The 24,622-nt window shown below is 67.2% G+C and carries 13 protein-coding genes; all 13 read right to left on the bottom strand.

The features are described from left to right. Positions 1-76: 76 nt before the first annotated feature. A complete protein-coding gene (locus LZK98_RS08625; RefSeq protein ID WP_233786058.1) occupies positions 77-1,786 on the bottom strand; it encodes a peptidoglycan D,D-transpeptidase FtsI family protein in 1,710 nt (569 codons plus the stop codon). Next, positions 1,783-2,358, bottom strand: coding sequence for a hypothetical protein (locus LZK98_RS08620; RefSeq protein ID WP_233786057.1), 576 nt, complete (start codon positions 2,356-2,358; stop codon positions 1,783-1,785). Before LZK98_RS08620 ends, LZK98_RS08625 begins: the two co-directional genes overlap by 4 nt. 8 nt (positions 2,359-2,366) lie before the next feature. After that, positions 2,367-3,317 carry a 16S rRNA (cytosine(1402)-N(4))-methyltransferase RsmH gene (gene rsmH, locus LZK98_RS08615; RefSeq protein ID WP_233786055.1) on the bottom strand — a complete coding sequence of 317 codons (951 nt, stop codon included), beginning with the start codon at positions 3,315-3,317 and terminating at the stop codon, positions 2,367-2,369. Beyond that, positions 3,314-3,793, bottom strand: coding sequence for a division/cell wall cluster transcriptional repressor MraZ (locus LZK98_RS08610; protein ID WP_233786053.1), 480 nt, complete (start codon positions 3,791-3,793; stop codon positions 3,314-3,316). The genes rsmH and LZK98_RS08610 overlap by 4 nt, the downstream gene beginning before the upstream one ends. A 460-nt stretch (positions 3,794-4,253) precedes the next feature. Then, positions 4,254-7,271 (bottom strand): TonB-dependent receptor plug domain-containing protein, encoded by a 3,018-nt coding sequence (locus LZK98_RS08605; protein ID WP_233786051.1) that lies wholly within the window; start codon positions 7,269-7,271, stop codon positions 4,254-4,256. Between the two features lie 536 nt (positions 7,272-7,807). Beyond that, complete coding sequence (locus tag LZK98_RS08600) at positions 7,808-10,849, bottom strand: TonB-dependent receptor (RefSeq protein ID WP_233786050.1); 3,042 nt, start codon at positions 10,847-10,849, stop codon at positions 7,808-7,810. A 249-nt stretch (positions 10,850-11,098) separates the two neighbouring features. After that, on the bottom strand, positions 11,099-11,821 hold the full coding sequence (locus tag LZK98_RS08595) for an inositol monophosphatase family protein (RefSeq protein WP_233786049.1): 723 nt from the start codon (positions 11,819-11,821) through the stop codon (positions 11,099-11,101). A 238-nt stretch (positions 11,822-12,059) separates the two neighbouring features. Further along, positions 12,060-13,973 carry a sulfate adenylyltransferase subunit CysN gene (cysN, locus tag LZK98_RS08590; RefSeq protein ID WP_233786048.1) on the bottom strand — a complete coding sequence of 638 codons (1,914 nt, stop codon included), beginning with the start codon at positions 13,971-13,973 and terminating at the stop codon, positions 12,060-12,062. A gap of 154 nt (positions 13,974-14,127) precedes the next feature. Further along, on the bottom strand, positions 14,128-15,027 hold the full coding sequence (gene cysD, locus LZK98_RS08585; RefSeq protein ID WP_233786047.1) for a sulfate adenylyltransferase subunit CysD: 900 nt from the start codon (positions 15,025-15,027) through the stop codon (positions 14,128-14,130). 59 nt (positions 15,028-15,086) lie between these two features. Beyond that, positions 15,087-16,130 carry a potassium channel family protein gene (locus LZK98_RS08580; protein WP_233786537.1) on the bottom strand — a complete coding sequence of 348 codons (1,044 nt, stop codon included), beginning with the start codon at positions 16,128-16,130 and terminating at the stop codon, positions 15,087-15,089. Between the two features lie 191 nt (positions 16,131-16,321). Beyond that, entirely contained in the window at positions 16,322-19,474 is a 3,153-nt protein-coding gene (locus LZK98_RS08575) for a TonB-dependent receptor (RefSeq protein WP_233786046.1), read from the bottom strand. 162 nt (positions 19,475-19,636) lie between these two features. After that, entirely contained in the window at positions 19,637-21,268 is a 1,632-nt protein-coding gene (locus tag LZK98_RS08570; protein WP_233786045.1) for an alkaline phosphatase D family protein, read from the bottom strand. Between the two features lie 11 nt (positions 21,269-21,279). Continuing rightward, positions 21,280-24,537: a TonB-dependent receptor domain-containing protein gene (locus LZK98_RS08565; RefSeq protein ID WP_233786044.1), complete on the bottom strand. Its 3,258-nt coding sequence runs from the start codon at positions 24,535-24,537 to the stop codon at positions 21,280-21,282. Between the last annotated feature and the right edge of the window lie 85 nt (positions 24,538-24,622).

Genomic DNA, 24,622 nt, shown 5'->3' with positions numbered 1-24,622 from the left:
TGCTGCGCAAGACCTAAGTCTGCGCAACCCTCTCCCCTCCTCCGGAGGGGCGAGGGCAGAGAAAATTTCCCCAGCCTCACTCGGCCAGCCCCGGGTCCTCGCCGGGCTTGTGCCAGATCAGCGGCTCCAGGTCCGACACGTCGACGTCGCGGTTCATGTCGGGCTGCACGCCGAGCAGCGGCCCCGCGCGCGTGATGAGACGGCTCACCACCGGCGCAGCGGTGTAGGCGGCGGTGGTCAGGCCAAAGGATTCGGCATTGCCGATGGGCGAATCGAGCATTGCGATCACCACATAGCGCGGTGCGTCCATCGGGAAAGCCGCCGCGAACGTCGAAACGTTGACATGTTTCGAATAGCCGCCCGCTCCTGGCTTCTCCGCGGTGCCGGTCTTGCCGCCGACGCGGTAGCCGGGCGCCTCGCCCTTGCGGCCGGTGCCGTCGAGCACGATCAGGCGGAGCAGCTGGCGCATCCGCGCGCTGGTCGCCTCCGAGATGACGCGGCGGCCCTCGGGAGCATGGCCCGGCTCGACCTTGAGCAGCGTCGCCGGCCGCCAGATGCCGCCGTTGACCAGCGCGGCATAGGCGCTGGCGAGGTGGAGCGGCGTCACCGCGATGCCATGGCCGTAGGCAGTGGTCATCACCGTGGTGCGCGCCCAGAAGCGCGGCCACAGCGGATGCGCCTTCTCGATCTCGATGTCCGGCGCGGTGTCGAAGCCGACCTTGCGGAACATCGCCGACAGCTTCTCCTGCCCCATCTCGTCGGCGATGCGCGCCGTCGCGATGTTGGACGAGTGGATCAGCGTCTCGGGGATGTTGAGCCAGCGCTTCTGCGCGTGATCGTCCTTGATCTTGAAGCGGCCGACCTGGAGCGGCTGGGTCGCGTCGAACTTGCGCGCCATCGAGGTGACGGTGCCGGTGTCGATCGCAGCGGCGATCGCGATCGGCTTGAACGCCGAGCCGAGCTCGTAGACGCTCTGCGTCACGTTGTTGAGCAGCGTGCCCTCCCCGCTGCGGACCTTGTTCGGGTTGAAGGTCGGCAGCGACGACATGGCGATGACCTCGCCGGTGTGGACGTCGAGGACGATGCCGGCCGCGCCCTTGGCCTGGAACGAGGTCATTGCCCGGCCGAGCTCGCTTTCGAGCGCGCCCTGCACGCGCAGGTCGAGCGACAGCGCGACCGGCTGCGACCGCAGCGCGCGGTTGGTGAGCCGCGCGTCGAGCGCCTTCTCCATGCCGCGCACGCCGCGCCGCTCGGCGTTGAGATAGCCGAGCGCCTGCGCCGCCAGCGCCGATTGCGGATAGAGCCGCTCCGGCTCGCGCGCGAAGGTGATACCGGGCTCGCCGAGCGCGTTCACCGCGGTCACCAGCTCGGGCATCGCGCGGTGGCGGATGTAGGTGAAGGGCGCCTTCAGCGTGAGCAGGCGGTAGTAATAGGACGGATCGCGCTCCGGCATCAACGCGGCGAGCTTCTGCGCCAGCTCGACCTTGTCGCCGATGATGTTGCCGGGCTGCACCCCGATCGACCAGGCGTCGATGGTGCGCGCGAGCGACGCGCCGTTGCGGTCGACGATGTCGCCGCGCAGCGGCACCAGCGCCGCGGCGGCGTCACGCGTGGTCGCGGGCTCCGCCGACAGCGCCAGCCAGCCGAGCCGGCCGACGATCAGGATCGTCGAGAAGACGAACAGCAGCATCAGGATCGTCAGGCGCAGATGCGCCACCGCGACCAGCGAATGCCGGCCGCCCTCCCGGCGGCGCTCGGCCGCAGCAGGAGCGACGAGGACGATCAACGCAACGCCGCCGTCTCGCTGCGGGCGCGCGCGACGACGTCGCCGAGGGTGGATTCGCTGATCAGCCGGTGGTCGAGCATCGCCACCGCCTGCGCGCGGCCGGCGGCGACCGCGCGCCTGACCTCGTTCGACGCGCCCTCGTTCGACGCGACCTCGACCGCGGCGGGGGCGGCGGTCCGCGCCGGAGCCGGGGCGGCGGCCGGAGCCTCGACCGCGGCGGTCTGCGGCTGCGCCGCCTGGATGCCCGAGGGCACCACCAGCGAGGCATATTGCGGCGCCTGCCCGCCGCCGAGCGGCTGCAGCGAGGCGAGCGCGGTGTCGCTCGCCAGATATTGCTCGGGGCGCGGCGCGGTGAGCGCGAGCACCTCGCCATTGTAGCGCTCGAGCTGGGCGAGGCTGGCGCGCGTCTCGAACTCGGTCTCGAGGCTGCGGATGTCGCGCTTCGCCTGCACGATCGCGCGATCGACCGATTCGACGCGGCCGCGCTCCGAGGCGACCGCCGAGGTCACCATGTAGCAGGCCGGCAGCACCGTCGCGATGCCGAGGACCCAGCCGAATCCCTTGAAGCTCATGGACGCCATTACTTGTCTCCCAGGGTACGCCACGGCGCAGCGGCGGTGCGCCGCGCCACCCGCAACGTCGCCGACCGCGCGCGCGGGTTACGCGCGATCTCGCTCTCGCTGGCGCGGACCGCCCGCGCCGGTGTCTCGAAGCTCGGATCGTTCGCCGCCTGCGCCGCCGGGCGGTGGCGCGATCCCGCGGGCTCGCCGCCGCTGCGCTCGCGCAGGAAGCGCTTGACCATGCGGTCCTCGAGGCTGTGGAAGGTCACCACCGCCAGCCGGCCGCCCGGCTTCAGCACGCGCTCGGCCGCCTCCAGCCCTTCGCTCAGCTCGTCGAGCTCGCGGTTCAGATGGATGCGGATCGCCTGGAAGGTGCGGGTCGCCGGATCCTTCTTGTCATGCGGCTTGTGGCCGAGCGCCTTGCGCACGACCTCGGCCAGCTCGCCGGTGCGCGCGAGCGGGCGCGCGGCGACGATCGCTTTCGCGACGCGGCGGGCGCGCGGCTCCTCGCCATAATGGTAGAGCACGTCGGCGATCTCGCCCTCGTCGGCGGTGTTGACGAAGTCGGCGGCGGTCATGCCCGAACGGCTCATCCGCATGTCGAGCGGGCCGTCGGCCTGGAAGGAGAAGCCGCGATCGGGCTGGTCGAGCTGCATCGACGAGACGCCGATGTCCATCGTCACGCCGTCGACGGGGACGAGGCCGCGGGCGGAGAGCTCGCTCTCCATCGCCGAGAACGGCGCCTCGATCAGGATCAGCCGGCCATCCGCCTCGGCGGCGAGGGGTCGACCGCCTTCGATCGCGGTAGGGTCGCGATCGAAGGCGGCCACCTCGGCTCCCCGCTCGAGGAACGCGACCGTGTAGCCGCCCGCTCCGAAGGTCGCGTCGACGTGGCGCTCGCCGGGGGCGATGGCGAGCGCGTCGACGACCTCGTCGAGCAGCACGGGGATATGGGCGCGCGCGGCGATCATCCGCGCGCCTTCCGGTTGGCCATCATGTGCGCGCAGCGGCCCTTGAGGCGGGGGCTCGCCTCGTCCGACGCGAGCAGCACGTCGGGCGCCCAGATGTTGAAGGTGGGACCGGCACCGACGAAGAAGGCCCAGTCGGCGATCTTCGCCTCGTCCTTGAAGAACTCCGGCAGGATGAAGCGGCCGCTGGGGTCGAAGCTCGCGCGCTCGACGTCGCCGAACACCGCCTCGCGCTGGCGCTCGATCTCGCGGATGTCGACCCCTTCGTCGGCCATGCGGCGGAAGCGGCGCTCCTCCGACTGCGACCAGGCGGTGTCGTAGGCGCGCAGGCACGGCAGCGTCGGGTGGAAGCCGACGACGATGATCTTCGCCTGCGAGTTGCGGTCGATGGTGGAGCGGAAGTCTGCGGGGATGGCGACGCGACCCTTGGGGTCGACGGCCTGCAATCCCGCACCTTCGTAAAGTCCCGCCTCGTCCACTTTGCCGTTCCACGGACAAACGGCTCCCCGCCTCCGGAATCGGTTTCCCGAACCAGGATCGGCTCATGAAGGCGGGAGTCTGCCCCTCTGTTGCTTTGGTTACCAAAATTGGCTTGGGGCCGCAATGGTTTTAGCTGCCACAGACGGGGAAAATCTGCCTGAAACGGGGAAAAGTGGCGATGTTTGTGGAATGTTCTTCATAAGAACATGGGATGTTCGATGGGTCCTGCGGCACGGCTTCTAGGTTGAATGGGCGGAGGAGATTTCGGAGAAACGGCAGATGGCCGTCATCCCGGCGAAAGCCGGGATCTCATGCGATGATCCGATCCGGCCTGAGATCCCGGCTTTCGCCGGATGACGGATGGATCGAGGTATCCCGTACCGGCACGGGACGGCCGCACGAAAATAGGGCGGCCCCTTGCGGGGCCGCCCTACCCTCTCCCCAACCTTTTGGCCGTGGTTAGAACTTGAAGGTGGCGCCGGCGCGGAACTGGCGCCCGATCAGGCCGGCATAGTGCCAGCTCGTGAAGAAGTTCGGCGCGCTCGAATAGGCCGCCGGTGCAACCGGCGCGCGCGCGTCGAGCAGGTTCTTCACGTTGAAGTACAGGCTGAAGTTGTCGGCCACCCGCGCCGACATGTTGAGGTCGGTCGAGATGAAGCTGTTGACGTAGCAGAACTTCTCGCCGGTGGTGTCGCCCGCCGCCTTGTAGAGCGCCGCCGAGCAGTCGGTCGACAGGTTGCCCTGGTCGGTCGCCACCGCCTTGATCTTGCCGACATAATAGGCGGTCAGGCTGATCGAGTAGGGTCCGACCTCGAGCGTGTTCTGCCAGTTGCCGCGCCAATCCGGCGTGCCGTTGCCCGACGACAGGTCGTAGGGCCCCATGGTGCCGGCATAATGCTGCACGCCCGCGCTGGTGTGGAGGTCGTACTTGAAGACGTGCGTCACCTCGACCCGGCTGGTGAAGGTGGCGTCGCCGCCGAGCGGGATCGTCGCGGTCGCGGCGAGATCGAGGCCCGAGGTCATCGCGTAGTTGGCGTTCACATAGGGCACGTTGATGATCAGCACACGCGGCAGGGCGTTCGGATAGAGCGGATCGACCGCGTCGACCGTGTTGACCGAATAGCCCGGCCCGATCGCCGCCACCGCCGCCTGCGCCGCGGCGAGGTTAGGCGCGCTGAAATAGGCGTTGACCGCGTCGCCGATCTGCGGGCCGGCGATGATCAGGTCCTTCTTCTTGACGTTGTAATAGTCGGCGGTGAGGCTCAGCCACTTGACCGGCTGGAAGATCACGCCGGCGGTGAAGCTGCGCGAGGTTTCCGGCTTGAGATCCGGGTTGCCGGCGACGCCGCGGCCCAGCGAATAGGGCAGGTTATAGGGGTTGCCGCCCGAGACGCAGGCATTCTGCGCTCCCGCCGAACCGCCGTGTTGGGCGCAGAAATTGCCCGGCGGGGAGGTGGTGACGAAGCCGGCATATTGGCTGCGCGGGCCGGATTCGGCGAAGGTCGGCGCGCGGAAGCCCTCCGAATAGGTGCCGCGCAGCGCCAGCTCGGGGATCGGCGTGAACTTGACGCCGACCTTGGGCGAGAAATGGTCGAACCCTTCCGAATAATGGTCGTAGCGGCCGGAAAGGTTGAGCTCGACCTGCTTCAGGACCGGCGCGTCGATCTCGAAATAGGCGGCCGAGACCGTGTGCTTGCCGAACGCCGACGCGGTGGTGAGGCCGTAGGTGTCGAGCGCGGCGTTCTGATTGTTGTTCTCGAGCTCCTCGTGACGGACCTGGCCGCCGACGGCGAGCTGGAGCGGGCCGCCGGGCAGGTCGAACAGCTTCTTGGCGACCGAGGCGTCGAGGCCGTACATCTCCGAATGCGACGGCGTGGTCTTGTCCGGAGCGAGCGTCTGGCGGAGCTCGTCGCTGTTCGCCGACGGGTTCACGAAGTTATACGAGCCGGTGTTGATCGCCTGGCGCAGCGCCGCGATGTTGAGCAGGCCGTGCTGGGTGATGTGGAGGTTGTCGCGGGCATAGACGCCCTCGACCCGCCAGTCCCAGCCGCCCTCGAAGCTGCCGGTGAGGCCACCGGTGAAGCGATAGACCTCGTTGCGGCGGTCGCTGCCGGCGGGGATGTCGCCGAACAGGTAATAGATGCGCGCCGCACCCTCTGCCGGCCGGTCGGCATAGGCGGCGGCATAGGGATTGTTCGGGTTGAGCTGGCGACCCGGCGTGGCGGGGTCCGCGCAGTTGTTGCCCGACGGGCAGATCCAGACCGGCAGCACGATGCCGGGATTGCTTGACGCCACGCTCGGCGCGGCGCCGAACGGCTGCGTCTGGCGGACCGCCGAGGGGAAGGCGCTGGTGATGCTGACGTCGCTGCGGCTGTAGCTGCCGGTGACATAGGCCTCGATATCGTCGGAGACCCGCACGCTGACGCGGCCGTTGATCGACCAGCGTTCCTGCAGCGGCTGGATCTGGCGGTACATATCCTCGAGATTGTATTTGCAGCCGGTGCCGCGCGCCGATCCCGTGGTCACGGTGAAGGTGCCGGTGGTGCAATTCTGCAGCCCGAGCGCAAGATACTGGTTGGTCGCCGGCGACCCCGCCGCGCCGCTCAACGGATTGTTGAGATCGGTCTGGCCGACGCGGGTGACATAGGCGGTCGGCGTGTTGACCGTCAGCGACTGATCGGCGGAGTTGCCGTCGTTGCCGCCAATCGGCGTCAGGTCACGGGTGTTGTAAGGGAAACCGCGGCTGTGGTTGGAGACGCGGCCGTCGCGCTGATACTCGCCGTTGATGTAGACATTGAAGCCGTTCGCATCATAGTCGCCGTAGCCCAGCGTCAGATTGGCGCGCTGATGGCCCGCATCGCCGCGCTCGGCGACGCCGGCCTCGACCAGGCCGTCGACCCCCGTGAAATGCTTCTTGAGGATGAGGTTGACCACGCCGCCGATCGCGTCCGCGCCGTAGGTCGAGGAGGCGCCGTCCTTCAGCACCTCGACCCGCTCGACCAGGCTGAATGGGATCGAGTTCAGGTCGACATAGGCGTTGTGGCCGTCGTCGTTGATCGGGAAATTGGTCGAGCGGAGGCCGTCGACCAGCACCAATGTCGACGACACACCGAGGCCGCGCAACGACACCGCCGAGCCGCCGGCCGAGAAGCCGGTCTGGAAGCCGGTGCCGATCGAGCCGGCGCTGTCGGCCGAGATCGAGCGGATCGCCTCCGCGATGCTGGTGATGCCGGCCTTGGCGAGATTGTCCGAGGTCAGCACGGTGACCGGCGACGGCGTCTCGGTATCGGTGCGGCGGAACAGCGAACCGGTGACGACGATGTCCTCACCCGCCCCCTGCCCTTCGGCCGTCTGGGAATCCTGCGTCGCTGCCTGATTCGAGGACCCGGCGTCCTGAGCAAACGCAGGCGTGGTGAAAGCGGCAGCGGAAATCAACAGAGTCGTCGCCAGCAGGCGACGGCGCAGCATATAGGTCATGATGTAATCCCCCCGATTACGCGAATGAGACGGGTCTGCGGCCCGATAGCTTATCGTCGAGGGTTTCCGACCGCCGTTCAATACAAAATGACAGATTTGAGAAAAGGAACGGCAACACTGTTGCATGTAAATCACGGTAAAAATAGCATGCGAACAATTATTACCGCTAGCTTGCGACCCTTATTTCGGGCGCGTCCCGGTGACGGCGCGGAGCCATTGCTCAAGAGAGTGTCCAACCACGCCCCGCGATCCGCCGGCAACTAGGATCCTGTCCAGAATGAAGCAGTGCCAGTGCTCCTGCGAAAGCAGGAGCTCAGGCCGCAGGCGATGTCCCGTGATCCAGGGCTCCTGCTTTCGCAGGAGCACGATTCCCGGACCAGCATTCAGCAAACAAGGTCTCTCTCCTTCGGGGGCTTAAATGGACGCGGCACGCCTGAACGTCGATCCGCGCCAGTTCCAGTTTCCGCTGGCCGCCGCAGCGAACAGAAAGGGCGGCCCCGAAGGGCCGCCCTCCTGATTCGGCAAGCGGATAAGCGTCAGAACTTGAAGCTGGCGCCCGCCCGGAACACGCGGCCGATGACGCCGGCATAATGCCAGGTCGGCAGGTAGTTGGTGCCCGAATAGGACGCCGCCGCCAGCGGTGCCCGCTCGTTGGTGACGTTGTTGACGGTGCCGAAGAAGGTGAAGTTGTCGTTCACCTTATACGCCAGGTTCAGATCGGCGTAGATGAAGCGCTTGATATGGCACTGGCCCGGATAGAGCTCGGCATTCTCGCACGACAGGTCGATGTTGCCGTCGTCGTCGGGGCTCACCTCATCGGCGGCGACCGCTTTGATCTTCGACACATAATAGGTCGTCGCGGTCACGGAGAAGTCGCCGATCTCGAGCGTGTTCTGCCAGTTGCCGCGCCACTTCGGCGTGCCGGCGCCCGACGACAGCTCATACGGCCCCAGCGTTCCGACGTACTTGCGGATCACGCCATCGCCGAAATCGACGTTGAACTTGAGGATCGCCGTTACGTCGAGGCGGCTCGTGAACTTCACCGTATCGCTGAACGGCACCGTAGCGGTGGCCGAGAAGTCGACACCCTCGGTCTTGAAGTAGCCGGCGTTGACGTACGGCGCGTTGATCACGAGCACGCGCGGCAGAGCATTCGGGAACAGCGGGTCAATCGCGTCGACGGCGCCGACCGAATAGCCCGGCAGCGACGCCACCGCGGCCTGCGCCTCGGCGAGACTATTCGACGAGAAGTAGAGGTCGCGCGCCCTGCCGAGATCCGGTCCGGCGACGATCACGTCCTTCTTCTTCACGTTATAATAGTCGACGGTGAGGCTCAACCAGCGGGTCGGCTGGGCGATCAGGCCCGCGGTGAAGCTGCGCGACGTTTCGGGCTTCAGATCGGGGTTACCCTGGAAACCGCCGCCGACGGCATAGCGCTGGTTATAAGGATTGGTGGACGTGCAAGTGCCGTTCGGACCCGGCGTAGCGCCGTGCTGTAGTTGGAAACTGCATGGCGGCGTCAGGTTGACGAAGCCGGGGAAGCTCGACCGCGGATTGCTTTCCGCGAAGGTCGGCGCGCGGAAGCCCTCCGAATAAGTGCCGCGCAACGCGATCTGGCGGATCGGCGTGAACTTGAAGCCAACCTTCGGCGAGAAGTGATCGAATCCTTCCGAATAATGGTCGTAGCGGCCCGAGGCGGTAACCTCGAGCTGCTCGAGGATCGGCGCGCTGAGCTCGAAATAGGCGGCCGACACCGTGTGCTTGCCGAACGCGGCCGCCGTGTTGCCGTAGTTCTCGAGATCCGGGTTGATGCCGGGATTGTTCAGCGTCTCGCGGCGCACCTGCCCGCCGATGGCAAGCTGCAGGGGGCCGCCCGGCAGCTGCATCAGCGATTTCGCGATCGAGGCGTCCAGCGATGCCATCGAGGTATAGGCGCGCGATACGACCTCCGGCGCGATCATCTGGCGTACGGCGTCGGTATTCTGGCTAGGATCGACGAAATTGTATGCGCCGGTGTTGATCGCCTGCCGGAGCCCCGCAATGTTGATCACGCCGAAGGAGTTCTGGCGGTAGTTGTCGCGGGCGCCGACCGCCTCGACCCGCCAATTCCAATCGTCGCCGAATTGCCCGTTCAAACCGATGGCGCCACGGATCACTTCATTGTTGCGGTGCGATTGGGCCAGGATATCGCCAAAGCGGTAGTAAATGCGCGCCGCACCATTAGCCGGATCATTGGCGAAAGCAGCCGCATAGGGATTGTTCGGATTGAGCTGGCGACCTGCCGTCGCGGGATTGGCGCAATCCACGCCCGACGGACAGATCCAGACCGGCAGCACGACGCCGGGGTTGTTCGATGCGACCGTCGGCGGCGCACCATAAGGCTGGCGCTGGCGGACCGAGGGCGGCAGGCCCATGATATCGACCTCGCTCTGGGCATAGCTTCCGAGAGCATAGGCTTCGATATTGTCGCTGAGGCGGAGGCTCAGGCGGCCGGTAAAGCTGAAGCGTTCCTGCTTCGGCTGAACCTGGGAATACTCATAAGTCGTATCATGACGGCAGCCGGTGCCGCCGCTCGCCCCCGCAACGGTGAAGGTGCCGTTCGTGCAGCTGCCGAGATTGAGCGTGGTATATTGCCCCGTCTCGGTCGTGCCGCCGGTGAACGGATCGTTCAGGTTGGTCTGGGTGGTCCGGCGCACCACTGCGCTGACCGTTCCGTTGGCTCCGGTGCCGGTCAGCGAGCTGTCGTCGGCGTTGTTGTCGCTGAGCCCGATCGAGCTCAGGTCGGTCGTATTGAACGGAAAGCCGACGTCCTGCACCGAGACGCGGCCGTCGCGCTGATATTCGCCGTTGATGTAGAAGTTCCAGCCGGCGGCGTCATAGTCGCCGATGCCGGCGGTCAGGTTGGCGCGGTAGCGCGAGGCATAGCCGTCCTCGCCGACGCCGGCCTCGGCCGTGCCGGCGACGCCGGTGAACTGCTTCTTCATGATGACGTTGACCACGCCGCCGATCGCGTCGGCGCCATAGGTCGACGAGGCGCCGTCCTTCAGCACCTCGACCCGCTCGACCGCGCTGAACGGGATCGAGTTGAGATCGGTATAAGCGTTGTGGCCGTCGTCGTTGAGCGGAAAGTTGGTCGAGCGCAGGCCGTCGATCAGCACCAGCGTCGACGACACGCCGAGGCCGCGCAGCGATACTGCCTGGCCGCCCGCGGAGAAGCCGCCCTGGAAGCCCGTCGAGATCGAGCCGGCGCTGTCGGCGGAGACCGAACGAATCGCGTCGGCGATGTTGGTGACGCCCGCCTTGGCGAGATTGTCCGAGGTGAGCACGGTGACGGGCGAAGCCGTCTCGGTATCGGTGCGGCGGAACAGCGTCCCGGTGACGATGATGTCGTTGCCGGTGCCCTGCGTGTCGGGCGTGGTCGCATCGCTCTGTTGCTGGGCGATATCGGCAGCGGCTGGCGTCTGCGGCTGGCCTAACTGCGCGGGCTGGGCATCCTGTGCGAAGGCCGGTGAAGCAAGGGCACTCGTAGAGATCAGCAACGTGGTGGCCAAGAGATGACGACGCAATATTCTGGTCATGCGAACCCCCATTTGATGCGGGCGAGCGATATCGCTGCCGGACCGATGGAGGCGCCATGGTCAATTCTTAACAGTCAGCGTTCAACACAAAGTTTCCAAAGCACGAAGTTTTGTTTCGCAACTGTTGCTTATTAACCACAATCAGTTTCAGATATGGCTTTGTCCGTATACGGTGTGCGCGGGTTTGGAGAGTGTGACGGCCACTTCCGGCGGTATATGGTCGAGGTGAAGTGCCGCTCGGTGTAGGTGTCAGCCGCGGACCAATCTCAGCACCGGTTCGGCAAGCTCCGGCCGGCAGATCAGCAAATCCGGTAAATAGGTGTCGACGCAATTGTAGACGAGCGGGCTGCCATCCAGTCGCGACACATGGAGCCCCGCCGCCAGCGCCACCGCGGCGGGGGCGCAATTGTCCCAGACATATTGGCCGCCGGAGTGGAGGTAGATGTCGGCCTCCCCCAGCACCACCGCCATCGCCTTGGCGCCGGCCGAGCCCATCGGCACCAGCTCGGCGCCGATCGCGGCGGCGATGCCGGGGCATTCGTGCGGCGCGCGCGAGCGGCTGACGACCATGCGCGGCGGCTGGTGGAGCGGCGCGGGCGGCGGCGGGGCGTCGGTCGCGATCACCAGACCGCGGGCGGGGAGCGCCACCGCGCCGGCCGCGGGCGCGCCGTCGATGCTGAGGCCGATGTGGACCGCCCAGTCGTCGCGGCCTTCCGCATATTCCGCGGTTCCGTCGAGCGGGTCGACCACCCACAGGCGCGAGGCGGCGCAGCGGGCGGGGTCGTCGGCCGCTTCCTCCGACAGCACGAAGTCGTCGGGCCGGGCGGCGGCGAGGCGGGCGGCGATCAGCGCCTGCGCCTCGCGGTCGCCGGCGTCGCCGAGCGCACGGCCGGGCGCGCGGCCCCGGCGCAGCTCGAGCAGCAGCGTGCCGGCTTCCCCGGCGATGGCGTGGGCGAGTTCGGCGTCGGTCATTGTTGGAGTCCTGTCGCAAAGCTCCTCCCCGGCACGGGGAGGGGGACCGCGCTGCGCAGCGGCGCGGTGGAGGGGGCCCTCGGCACCGGAATCCGTTGCAACTGGGCCCCCTCCACCACCGGCCTGCGGCCGGCGTTGCGGCGAGATCGTGTCCCCCGGACACGATCTTGGCTTGCCGGGGGCAAGCCAAAGCCGCAACGCCCCCTCCCCGTGCCGGGGAGGAGCTTTGCGGCGGGGCTCATATCACCGGCGTCCAGGCGCCGATCACGCGGTCGACGATCAGCTCGGCGGCTTCCTCGGGCGACATGCTGGTGGTGTCGATGCGGATGTCGGGGTGCTCGGGCGGCTCATAGGGGCTGGAGATGCCGGTGAAGTTGGCGATCTCCCCTGCCCTCGCCTTGGCGTAGAGGCCCTTGGTGTCGCGCGCCTCCGCCACCTCCAGCGGGGTGTCGATGAAGATCTCGACGAACTCGCCCTCGGGCATGAGGCCGCGCACCAGCTCGCGCTCGGCGCGGAACGGCGAGATGAAGGCGGTGAGGACGATGAGGCCGGCGTCGGTCATGAGGCGCGCGACCTCGCCCACCCGGCGGATGTTCTCGACGCGGTCGGCGTCGGAGAAGCCGAGGTCGCGGTTGAGGCCGTGGCGGATATTGTCGCCGTCGAGCAGGAAGCTGTGCTTGCCGAGCATGTGCAGCCGCTTCTCGACCAGATTGGCGATGGTCGATTTGCCCGAGCCGGAGAGGCCGGTGAACCACAGGAGGCGCGGCGTCTGGTGCTTCTGGGCGGCGTGCGCCTCGCGGGTGATCTCGATCGCCTGCCAATGGACGTTGCGGCTGCGGCGCAGCGCGCGGGTGATCATGCCGGCGGCGACGGTCTTGTTGGTGAGCTTGTCGACCAGGATGAAACCGCCAAGGTCGCGGCTTTCGGCATAGGGCGCGAAGGGGATCGGGCGGTCGAGGTGGATCTCGACGACGCCGATGTCGTTGAGGCCGAGCGTCCTGGCGGGCAGCTCGGCGAGGGTGTTGACGTCGATCGCGTGGTCGGGCTCGCGGACGCTGGCGGTGGCCGAGGTCGCGCCCGACTTCAGCCAATAGCCGCGGCCGGGCTGGAGCGGCTCGTCGTCCATCCAGACCAGCGTCGTCTGGAACTGGTCGGCGACCTCGGGCGGGCTGTCGGCGGCGGCGATGACGTCGCCGCGCGAGCAGTCGATCTCGTCGGTGAGGGTCAGCGTGACCGACTGGCCGGCGACCGCCTCGTCGAGGTCGCCGTCGAGGGTGACGATGCGCTCGATATGGGAGACGCGGCCGGAGGGGACGGTGCGGATGCGGTCGCCGGGGCGGACGGTGCCGGCGGTGATCAGGCCGGAGAAGCCGCGGAAGTCGAGGTTGGGCCGGTTGACCCATTGCACCGGCATCGCGAACGGCCGGTCGGGGTCGCGGTCGGCGTCGATCTCGACCGTCTCGAGGTGCTCGATCAGCGTCGGGCCGGTGAACCAGGGCGTATGCTCCGAGCGCGCGGCGATGTTGTCGCCGCCGAGCGCGGCCATCGGGATCGCCACCGCCTCCGCCATGCCGATCGAGCGGCCGAAGGCGGCGAAATCGGCGACGATGCGGTCGTAGGCGGCGCGGTCCCAGCCGATCAGGTCCATCTTGTTCACCGCCAGCACGATGCGGCGGATGCCGAGCAGGTTGACGAGGAAGCCGTGGCGCCGCGTCTGGGTGAGGACGCCCTTGCGCGCGTCGACCAGGATCACCGCGAGGTCCGCGGTCGAGGCGCCGGTGACCATGTTGCGGGTGTACTGCTCGTGGCCCGGCGTGTCGGCGACGATGAACTTGCGGCGCGCCGTCGCGAAGAAGCGATAGGCGACGTCGATGGTGATGCCCTGCTCGCGCTCGGCGGAGAGGCCGTCGACCAGCAGCGCGAAGTCGAGATTCTGGCCCTGCGTGCCGACGCGCCGCGAATCCGCCTCCAGCTGGGAGAGCTGGTCGTCGAACACGGTGCGCGCGTCGTAGAGCATGCGGCCGATCAGCGTCGACTTGCCGTCGTCGACCGAGCCGCAGGTGAGGAAGCGCAGGAGGGACTTGTTCGCCTGTTCGGCGAGATAGGCGTCGATGTCGGCGGCGATGAGGGCGTCGGGTCGGTAGTGGTTCACAAGCTCCTCCCCGGCACGGGGAGGGGGACCGCGCCGCGCAGCGGCGTGGTGGAGGGGGAGCGCCACGAGGACGACGCCGGGAGGAGAGCCCCCTCCGTCAGCGCTGCGCGCTGCCACCTCCCCGTCCCGGGGAGGATCTGAGTCACGCCTCCCATCAGAAATAGCCCTCCACCTTCTTCTTCTCCATGCTCGCCGCGGCGTCGTGGTCGATCGCGCGGCCCTGGCGTTCGCTGGTGGTGGTGAGCAGCATCTCCTGCACGACCTCGGACAAGGTCGCCGCATTGCTCTCCACCGCCCCGGTCAGCGGATAGCAGCCGAGCGTGCGGAAACGGATCGAGCGCTCCACCGGCACCTCGCCGGGCGCCAGGCGGAAGCGGTCGTCGTCGACCATCAGGATCAGCCCGTCGCGCTCCACCGTCGGGCGCGGCGCGGCGAAATAGAGGGGCACGATCTCGATCCCCTCGCGGGCGATGTACTGCCAGATGTCGAGCTCGGTCCAGTTGGAGAGCGGGAAGACGCGGATGCTCTCCCCCTTCGCCTTGCGGGCGTTGTAGAGGCGCCAGAGCTCGGGGCGCTGCGCCTTGGGGTCCCAGCGGTGCTGGGCGGTGCGGAAGCTGAACACGCGCTCCTTGGCGCGGCTCTTCTCCTCGTCGCGCCGGGCGCCGCCGAACGCGGCGTCGAAGCGATAATGGTCGAGCGCCTGCTTGAGCCCTTCCGTCTTCCACAGGTCGGTGTGGAGGCTGCCGTGGTCGAAGGGATTGATCCCCCGCGCCTCGGCCTCAGGGTTCTTCCACACCAGCAGCTCCATGCCAGCGGCCGCGGCGGCGCGGTCGCGCAGCTCGTACATCGCGCGGAACTTCCAGGTGGTGTCGACGTGGAGCAGCGGGAATGGGGGCGGCGCGGGGAAGAACGCCTTGCGTGCGAGGTGCAGCATCACCGCCGAATCCTTGCCGATCGAATAGAGCATCACCGGACGCTCCGCCTCGGCGGCGACTTCGCGCAGGATGTGGATCGATTCGGCTTCGAGCCGGTCGAGATGGGTCAGATGCGGCATTGCCAGCGCTATCTAGGCGGCAGCGCCGAAAAATCGCGCAAACAATTGTTGCACCGGCCCTAAGCCTGCCTCTCCCGCGGCGTGCCGGGAACGATCTCGACGATCTGGTCGCCGGCCGCGAGCGCGCGCGCCTCGGCGTCCCAGAAGCCGAACACGCTGTCCCCGCGATAGATGCGCACGCCGAGGCCGGTCTCGATGGCGGCGAGCGGGCGGCCGACCTCCGCCGGCGCCACCGCACGCTCGCGCAGCGCGACGCGCCCGTGCGCGGCGGCGAGGTCGGCGAGATAATCGGCGATATGGGGGCCGTGCGTCGATCCGGCGAGCAGCAGGCCCGCGAAGCTGGCGGGGTTGATGACGGTGTCGGCGCCGGCCTGGCGGGCGAGCGGCTCATTGTCCTCGGAGCGGATCACCACGCTGATCGGCACCTTGGGCGCGATGCGGCGGGCGGTCAGCACGATCAGGATCGAGGTGTCGTCGCGGCCGGCCGAGACGATCAGCGCACTGGCGCGGTCGAGCTTCACCGCCTCCAGCGCGGCGTTGCGGGTGGCGTCGCCGTCGATCACCGCGACGCCGCGTTCCTCCGCCTCGGCGAGCGCGGCGTCGCGCTCCTCGATCACTACGATCCGCTTCGGATCGGTGCCGCGGCGGATCAGCTCGTTCACCGCCTCCGATCCGCTGGTGCCATAGCCGGCGACGACGACGTGGCCGTGCAAGTTCCGCTGGATGATGCTCATCCGCCATCGCTCCCAAACGCGCTTGAGCAGGAAATCATAGGCCGTGCCGAGAAAGATCAGCCAGACGAACAGCCGGATCGGCGTGACCACGAAGGTGTCGAACAGCCGCGACTGCGGGGTGACAGGCACGATGTCGCCGTAGCCGACCGTCGTGACGGTGATCATTGTGAAGTAGAGCACGTCGACGAAGCTGACGTGGCCGTCGAGATTGTCGCGCAGGCCGTCGCGGTCGAACCAGTGGACCGCGAGCGCGATGCCGATCAGCCCGAACGCCAACGCGATGCGCCACAGCAGCGAGAGCCAGACGGGCGTGCCGCTCTTGCGCTTGAGGCGCAGCGATCGGTCGCGGATGGTGACGGTCCCCGGCATCGGCACGGGTGGATACTAGCGCCTGTCCGGGCGGGAGGGAATCTTGCTGTCCCTCTCCTCCCATTGGGAGGGGAAGGAGCCGTCGAAGGCGGCGGGAGGGTGAGGGTGACTGCGGCCAGCGTGGTCGCCCTCACCCTCCCACCGGCTGCGCCGGCGGGCCCCTCCCTCTCCCAAGGGGAGAGGGGAAAAGGTCAGAACTTGCCGCGGATGCCGACCAGGATGGTGCGGCCCGGATTGTATTCGTTGTACGTCGCATTGGGGAACTGGAAGTAGCTGCTCTGCGCTTCCTTGGTGATGTTGATGACGTTCAGCACCAGCGTCGGCAGGTACTTGTTGTCGAACATCTTGCCGAGATCGAGGCTGCCCGAGAAATCGAGCTGCGAATAGTCGCGCCCGAAGATCGCGGCGGCGGGGATGCCGTTCTGGTTGGGGTTCGACCCCTGCGAGCCTTCGTTGAACGTATAGGTCAGCCGCGCCGACAGCGGGCCGCCGTCATAATAGCCGGTCAGCGTGTAGGTGGTCGGCGCCACGCCCAGCGCCACCGCGGGCGCGCCGGCGCCCTCGCCCTTCTGGTCGATCAGCGTCAGGTTGCCTTGGAAGCCGAAGCCGCGGACGCCGATATATTGGGTGAGGAAATCGAGCGGCTGGGTGATCTGGAACTCCAGGCCGTTGACCTTGAGCTTGCCGTCGGCGTTGACCTGCTGCTGCAGCACGATGTCGACGTCCTCGGGCCGCTGGCCGGCCTGGGCGCGCGAGATCAGCGCGGCCTGCTGCGCCGCCGTCAGCGAGGCGAAGGTGATGCCGTAGGGCGCGAGGAAGCTGAACGGCACCGTGCGCAGGCCGTTGACGGTGAAGCCGGTGATCGACTTGCGGAACGCCGCGACCGCGATCACGCCCTCGCCGCCCGTGTAATATTCGAAGCCGAGGTCGATATTGTCGGAGATGTACGGATCGAGCTCGCTGTTGCCGAGCGTGCCGACGTCGGCGGAAGGCTGGACGAAGCTCGCGCCCGGCAGCATCGCATTGGGATCGGGCCGCGTCATCGTCCGCGAGACCGATGCGCGCGCCACCGCGTTGCGGCCGATGTTGAACACCAGGCTCGCCGACGGCAGGAAGTTCGAATAGAGCGTGCGCGAGTTGGGGAAGGTATCGATGTTCGGATAGCAGGCCCCGTTCAGCGCGAAGGCGGGAGACGTACCCGGACAGGTCACGCCGCCGACGCTGTTGCGCGGATCGGGCACGCTGACGCGGCCGCCGACGATCTGCTCGGTGCGGACGTAGCGGATGCCGGCGTTGAGGCGCAGCGTATTCTCGCCGATGTCGATGACGCCGTTGGCCTCGGCGAAGATGCCGGTGACCTTTTCCCGGATCAGGCCGCCGTTGGCGCCGCTGCTGCCGCTGCCGACCTCGGTCGCGCCGGCCAGCAGCTCGTCATAATTGGTGTCGGCGCGGAACTTGTCCCAATCGACGGTGATGAAGCCGTTGCTGCCGGGCCGAAGGTAGCTCGGCACCAGCGCGGTGGGAACGCGCGAGCCGGCATAGACGAGCGGCGGGAGGCCGCTCGAATAGCCGGTGCCATAGGCCGGATAGGTCGGATAGCCGGGAGGCGCCGCCGTTCCCGGCAGGTTGGCGCCGTCGCAGATCGGCTGGCGGTTGGGCGCAGGCAGCGTGACGCTGGGGCCGTTGCCGCAGATCAGGTTCTGCCAAGGGTTGGTGTTGTCGAACGGCGTGATCCGGCGCTTGGTGTCGTCATAGGCGCCGCCGACGCGGACGCTGAAGCGCTTCTCGTCGCCGAACAACAGGCTGCCGCGGATGCCCTTGGTCTCGGTCTCGCGCTCCTCGCCGTTCAAGTTGACGCGGCCGCCGCCGGCCCAGCCGAAGTTGTTGGGGTCGTTGAGGTCGATGTTGGTCGAGATGTCGGGGATACCGCCGTTGTTGGTGTAGGTCACCGTCGTCCCGCTGCTGGGCGGCGTGATGACGAGGACGGTCGGGCTTTCGCGGCGGAAGGTGCTCTTGGTGTAATTGGCCTGGAGGTCGCCCTTGATCCATTCGTTGATGGTGAATTCGGCGCCCGGATTGACGCCCCAATATTCCTGCTTGTCGCGATAGGGGCGATATTCGAGGAAGAACTGCGCATTGGCATAGGTGCCGCCGGTGACGGTGCAGCCGGCCGAGCAGTCGCTCTTGTCGTAGGTGGTGTTGAGCGGGATCGCCGCGCCATTGCGCACCGCCCAGTTCATCGCGGTACGGGTGAAATCGGTGTCGCGCTTGGCGTACATGCCGTCGAGGTAGAAGTGGAAGGCGTCGCTGGGGCGCCATTCGAACGAGGCGAGCGCGTTGTAGCGCGTGCGCTCGCCGATCTCCGTGCGCGGCCGGCCGAGGCGCGGGAGCAGGCCGTTGTCGATCTGCTCGATCGTCGCGCCGGGATTGTGCGCGAGCAGGAAGGCCTGATCGATCACGGTGCCGGTGGTCAGACCATTGCCGGCGTTGACCGGGACGGTGCCGGGGATCGCCCAGTTGCCGCCTCCGGTCGAATTGCGGTTGGCATTCGTGTTTTGCGCGGCGGACAGGTTGGGGTTGGTCCAGCCGATCGTCTCGAACCCGTCGACGCGGAAGCGGTTCTTGACCGCCGCGCCGCCGATCAGGATGCCGAAGTCGCCGAAGGTCGCGCTGGCGATCGCGTAGCCGCGATAGCCCCATTTGTCGGCGCTGCTGACTTTGGAGCCCTGGAAACCGTAGCTGATGTAGGGCTTGGGGTTGTCGAACGGACGCGCCGAGCGCAGGTTGACGGTGCCGGCGGCGCCGCCCTCGACCATCGAGGCGACCGGGGACTTGCTGACGGTCAATTGCGTGAACAGCTCGGTCGGGAGCAGGTCGAGGTCGACCTCGCGGTTGGTGCTCTGCGCGTCGAAGCGGACCGAGGCGACCGCGACCGGCGCGCCGTTGAGCAGCACGCGGGTGAAGTTGGTGCCGAGGCCGCGGATCGCGACGTTGCTGCCCTCGCCCGTCACCTCGCGGGTGATGGTGACGCCGGGGATGCGGTTCACCGATTCGGCGATGTTGGTGTCGGGGAACTTGCCGATGTCCTCCGCGAAGATCGTGTCGGTGAAGCCGATCGAGTTGCGCTTCGCCTCGGTCTGGCTCTGCAGCGAGGCGCGGAAACCGGTGACCACGATATCCGCCTGCTGATCGTCGGCGGTGGCGGGTTCCTGCGTCGCGGGTGGCGCGGCCTGCTGCGTCTGCGCCTGATCCTGCGCGAGGGCGGGCCAGGACGCACCGGCCAGCAGCGCCGCGGCGGTCAGCGCGGCCGAACGGATAGGCGGACGGGTGCGAAGCTTGGTCATGATCCTCTCCTGGCTTGATGTGCCGCCCTTTTTGGTAGCGGTCACATTTTCAAGCTACGCAAGAGTGGTCAGACCTGTCAACGGTGCAGTGCACACAAAGCCGATATGCGCGGTGATCGCCTGATAGCGTTATCTAGAAGAACGGCGGTAACCGGTGCCCCATCAGCCGCCGAATACCCTCCGCCCGCGATCGACCGACATGCGATGCGAGCCGGCGAGCGCGGTGCTGCGGGCTTTGATCGTCTGCAGGAACAGCCACTCGCCGGTCACGCGCTTCGGCGTGATCTCGATCATCATGTAGCCGCGGCGGCTGGTGTCGGCCCATTTGAGCTCGGGATTGGCGGCGACGAAGCCCCTGGCGACGGTTGCGGGATCGGCGCCCATGCCGCCCTCCATCCCGCCCGAGGTGACGGCGTGGCCGGCGAACTCGACGCCGGCGGGCCGGCCGTCCTCGGTCAGCGCATAGGCCCAGGCGTTGTGGCTGTCGCCCGACAGCATCACCAGGTCGGCATCCGCCTGTTGTGCCGCCTTCAGCAGGCGCGAGCGCGCGGCGGGATAGCCGTCCCAGCGGTCCATCCACATCGGCAGGCCGAGTTTGGCCGCGCGGATATTGTTCCTGAAGCCGTTGACCGTCTTCTCGCTCGCGTCAGGGCGGAGCCAGCCGACCGCGTCCGCGGGCATCACCGTGCGGCCCAGGATCGTGCCCATGCCGATCAGCTGCCAGGCGGTGGAGCGGGCATTGGCCTTCAGCTCATGCGCCAGCCAGCTTTCCTGGGTCGTGCCGAGCATCGTCGCCGACGGGTCCTGCCAGGCGCCGTCGCGGAACGCCTCGAGCGCGGCGTCGGGATTTGCCGCGCGGAAGGCCGCACCGATGTCGGCCTGCTTCGTCCGGGCCAGCAGGCGCGATTCGGTGCGGTAGAGCGTGGCGAGCCGGCCCAGCGGATAGGTTTTCCAAGGTTCGTCGGAGACCGGCATCCACTCGCGATAGACCTGCATCGCGGCGGCGCGGCGGGCGTTCCAGTCGCCCTCGCTCGCCGGCTGGTGATTGGACGCGCCGCCTTCCCAGCTGTCGTTGGCGGATTCGTGATCGTCCCAGAGGGCGACCATCGGCGCCATCTGGTGCAGGCGCTGGAGATCGGGGTCGGCGCGGTAGCAGGCGTAGCGCAGGCGATAGTCGCCGATCGCGATCATCTCGCGGTCGGGATCGACGATGCGGCCGGCGACCAGGTCCTCGGCATGATAGGGCGCCATGCCATATTCGTAGACATAGTCGCCGACGTGCAGCCAGAGGTCGAGGTCCGGGCGCGCTGCCGCATGGCCATAGGCGTTGAACCAGCCGATCGGGAGGTTCGAGCAGGAGAATACGGCGAGGCCGAAGCGCGCGGCATCGTCCGCAGGCAAGGTCTTGGTACGGCCGACGGGGGACTTGGCGCCATCGGGGGCGATGAAGCGGTACCAGTAGACGGTCCCCGGCCGCAGTCCGTCGACGGTGATCTTGGCGGTCCAGTCGCGATAGGCGCCGGTGCGCACGCTTCCGCCGGCGGCCACCTTCGTGAAATCGGGGTCGAGCGCCAGCTCTACGTCGAGCCGCACGATGCCGTCGCCGGCTGCGGGCACGTAGCGCGTCCACAGCAGCATGGAATCGGAGCCGGGCTCGCCGCTCGCCACATTGTGCGTGAACCCCGTCGCGCCGAGCAGCTCGGCCGCGAGGCCGCCCCCTGTCGGGAGCAGGAGCGCTCCCAGCCCGAGCGTGCCGCCGAGAACGAGGCTGCGGCGATCGATGGTCAGCGTCATCGCGGATTTCCTCAGAAGACGCCCTTGATCCCGAAATTCCACATCGAGCCGTAGATGCTGTATTGCTGAACGCGGCTGGGGATGTTGGAATAGATGACGTCGGGCGCGTTGAAGATGTTGCGGCCGGCCAGCATCAGCTCGAAGTTCTTCGAGATTTTGTAGCTGGCGCTGATGTTCCACAGCTCGCGGGGCGCGTGGTAGAGGATGCCGTTGTTGGCGGTGGTCGGCGTGTTGCCGAGCGCGCTGGTGCGGTACTTCGACTGCGCGTTGCCGGTGAGCTGGATGTCGAAGGCCTTGTAGCTGTAGCGGATGCCCCAGTTGGCCGACCTTTTCGGCATGTTCACGCGCACGCCGTCGGGGTCGATCATCGTGACCGATCCGCGCAGGCCGAACCCGCGCAGCATTCCCGGCAGGAAGGTGAGCTGCTGGTCGTATTCCAGCGTCAGGCCGGTGTTGGTGCTGGTGCCGGGCGCGTTCTGCGCGCTGCGGAAGGTGTAGCCCGCGTAATCGCCGGGGTCGTAGCCGACGTCCTCGGGATCGACGGTGATGCCGGTGACCTGCATGTCCTTGATGTCGAGCTTGTAGACGGACAGGCCGACGATGCCCGACGGCTCGAGGTAATATTGCAGGCTGGCGTAGTATTTCGTCGAATGCTCGGGCTTCAGCAGCGGGTTCGGCACGGTGACGATCTGCGTGTCGTCGTTGACCGAGACGACGCCGCCGAGGTTGCCGTAGTCGGGGCGCAGGATGGACTGGCTGAAGGCGAGTTGGCCGACGAGCTTGTCGGTGAAGTCGTACTTGACGCCGCCGCTGAGGAACCAGTCGTCATAGTCGCCGCGGCGCGTGGAATAGGTGCCGCCGTTATACTGGTAGAGCAGGCCCTCGACGGTGGTGGCGGAGTTCCCGTTCACCGGATAGCCGGCCGCCTTGACCTCCGATATCGGCCGGGTGTTCGCGACCTTGGCCGCGGTTTTGGTCTTTTCGTAACGCAGGCCGAGGTCGAACGAGGCGCGGCCGATGCGCGTCTGTGCCTCGAAATAAGCGGCGTAGACGTCCTCCTGGACGCGCTTGTCGTTGTCGAGCCGGCGCTTCAAATTGCCCAGCATGTCCGGCACGAAATACTCCGGATGCGCCTGGTAGATGTCGTAGACGGCATAGTTGCTGTCCGCGCGCCAGTTCTGCGCGTTCATGTTGCCGGCGTCGAAGCCGATGATCTGGAACTTGTAGTTCTCGGTCCAGGGGATGACGGCCTCGGGTGCCGTCTGTGACCCCGTCGGGCCGACATATCGGAATTGCTGATAGGAGCCCTCGTTGGTCCGCCAGTCGTTCTTGCGGGCGCCGGCGCCGGCCATGAGCGTGACCGGAAGCGCGCCGAGATCGAGCTGTTTCTTCAGGTCCAGGTTGCCGCCGTACATCTCGTTGCGGGCGTCGGATTCCGAGGTGCGGATGTTGTAGCCGATCGCGAGGTCGCGGTTGAAGTTGGTGGGATCGCCCCAGGATCGGCCGGCCGTCTGCGTCAGCGTCCAGGCATTCGAATCCTCCGACGGCCGGTCCATCGTGAAGCCGATGCCGGTCAACCAGCTGTCGGTGCGCTGAAAGAAGCCTTTGCTGTTGTCGCGGAAGTGGAAGGCCGAACTGGAGTAGCTGCCGCGCAGCGTCGCCTCGAACGTGTCGTCCTTATATTCGAGCTTCGGCGCCACCAACCACGACGGCGTGCCCGCATAGCGATGCGAATATTGGGTGTGGAGACGGGTGTTCTGTCCGTTGGGATTGACGACGATATGGGTCGGCGTCGAATCCGCCGTGGCATAGGATCGCGCAGTCGTGCCGAAGATCAGGAAAGTATATTGGTTGAAATATTCGACGTCGTACATCGAATAGGTGCTGCGCACGCCGAAGGTGAGCTTGTCCGAGATCTTGTAGTCCACCGCCAGGTTGGCGGCCTTGCGATGCGTCCGCTTCGGGCCCGGGCGCCACATCACCTGATAGGGGATCACCCGGCCGTCGGGGAGGTAGGACCAGTCGGTCTGGATACGGTCCTGCTGGACGTAATTGGCATTATAGCTGGCGTTGAACGAGATGCCGAGGCGGCCGTCCAGAAGCACGTCGGAATAGCCGATCTGGGCGGACGGGTAGATGCGCGGATGCTTGCGGTCGTCGGGGAAATAGGCCTGCGAGAAGCCGGAATCCGAGGTGCCGACGCCGCCGAGCTGGAAGCGGAACTGCCGCCCCTTGCGCTCGAACGCGTATTTGCTGCGCAGGTTGATGGTGCCGCCGGGAGCGTCGGCGTCCATCCTGGCGGTGAGCGTGTTGTTGAGCTCGATCGCGGCGATGCCAGTGATCGACATCTGCTCGAACGAGTTCTCGCGGCCGTTGTTGTTGTTCGAGGTCGCCGTCGCCATGCGCGCGCCGTCGGTAGTGAAGGTCGTATATTTGGGATCGAGGCCGCCGATGCGGGCCTTGGTCGCATCCACCTCGGTATAGTCGAGCGACAGGCCGGGCATGTTCTTCAGGAACTCGCCGACGTCGCCCATGGTGAGCGCGCCGTAATTGTCGGCGGGAACGACGTTCTTGGCGTTCAACGCGGCGCGGCGCTCCATGATCGCGCTGGCTTGGCCGTCGCGGCGGCCGGTGATGGTGATGTCCTGGGGATTTTCCTCACCCGAGGCGATGTAGGACAGCGCCTTCAGCTCGACATCCAGCGTCGTCACCTCGCCCGCGGCGATCGTGGCGGTGGCCTTTTCCTCCTGGAGGCCGGTGTATTTGACTGCGACCGTCACCTCGCCGGCCGGCACGCCGGTCAGGCGGAAGGCGCCGCCGTCCTCGGAATAGGCGACAATCGGCGTGCCTTCGACGCGGATTTCGGCGTTGCGCACATATTCCCCGGTCGCGGTGTTGAGGATGCGGCCGCGCAGACCGCCGGTGCCGATGGTCTCGCCCTGCTCTGCGTTCGACGCGCCCTGGCTGGACGAGCGCAACGTGATGATCTGGCCATCGTCGGAATCGATCCGTAGCGGCGTGCCCGCGATCAGGCGGCGCAGCGCCGTCCGCACGTCCATCCGCCCCTTGACCGCCGGCGTCGAGATGCCCTGGAGATCGCGCGCGGGTGCGACAATCTGCACCTGCGCCTGGCGCGCCAGCTCGGGAATGGCGCGGACCGCCGGCTGCGCCGGAATGTCGAAGACGCGTTCCTGCGCCTGGGCCGGCGCGGCGATCGCCAGTGCCGCGATGGCAGCACCACAGGTGAGGATGGAATGACGAGATTTCATCGACTGACTTCCCCCGCTTGCCGCGTCGGTCGCGGCGTTTGCGGTTGAGAGCCGTCGGCCGGCCGTTTCCGCTATCGGCGGCGAA

The organism is Sphingomonas cannabina, assembly GCF_021391395.1.
Taxonomy (GTDB): Bacteria; Pseudomonadota; Alphaproteobacteria; order Sphingomonadales; family Sphingomonadaceae; genus Sphingomonas; species Sphingomonas cannabina.
The sequence above is the reverse complement of the archived record's forward strand: the minus strand, read 5'-3'. Positions and strand labels throughout refer to the sequence as shown.

Excerpts from the sequence above, each read along its gene's own strand:
- LZK98_RS08620 (WP_233786057.1), bottom strand. The coding sequence starts at position 2,358 with ATGAGCTTCAAGGGATTCGGCTGGGTCCTCGGCATCGCGACGGTGCTG.
- rsmH (WP_233786055.1), bottom strand. The coding sequence starts at position 3,317 with ATGATCGCCGCGCGCGCCCATATCCCCGTGCTGCTCGACGAGGTCGTC.
- LZK98_RS08605 (WP_233786051.1), bottom strand. The coding sequence starts at position 7,271 with ATGACCTATATGCTGCGCCGTCGCCTGCTGGCGACGACTCTGTTGATT.
- LZK98_RS08600 (WP_233786050.1), bottom strand. The coding sequence starts at position 10,849 with ATGACCAGAATATTGCGTCGTCATCTCTTGGCCACCACGTTGCTGATC.
- LZK98_RS08595 (WP_233786049.1), bottom strand. The coding sequence starts at position 11,821 with ATGACCGACGCCGAACTCGCCCACGCCATCGCCGGGGAAGCCGGCACG.
- cysD (WP_233786047.1), bottom strand. The coding sequence starts at position 15,027 with ATGCCGCATCTGACCCATCTCGACCGGCTCGAAGCCGAATCGATCCAC.
- LZK98_RS08580 (WP_233786537.1), bottom strand. The coding sequence starts at position 16,130 with ATGCCGGGGACCGTCACCATCCGCGACCGATCGCTGCGCCTCAAGCGC.
- LZK98_RS08575 (WP_233786046.1), bottom strand. The coding sequence starts at position 19,474 with ATGACCAAGCTTCGCACCCGTCCGCCTATCCGTTCGGCCGCGCTGACC.
- LZK98_RS08570 (WP_233786045.1), bottom strand. The coding sequence starts at position 21,268 with ATGACGCTGACCATCGATCGCCGCAGCCTCGTTCTCGGCGGCACGCTC.
- LZK98_RS08565 (WP_233786044.1), bottom strand. The coding sequence starts at position 24,537 with ATGAAATCTCGTCATTCCATCCTCACCTGTGGTGCTGCCATCGCGGCA.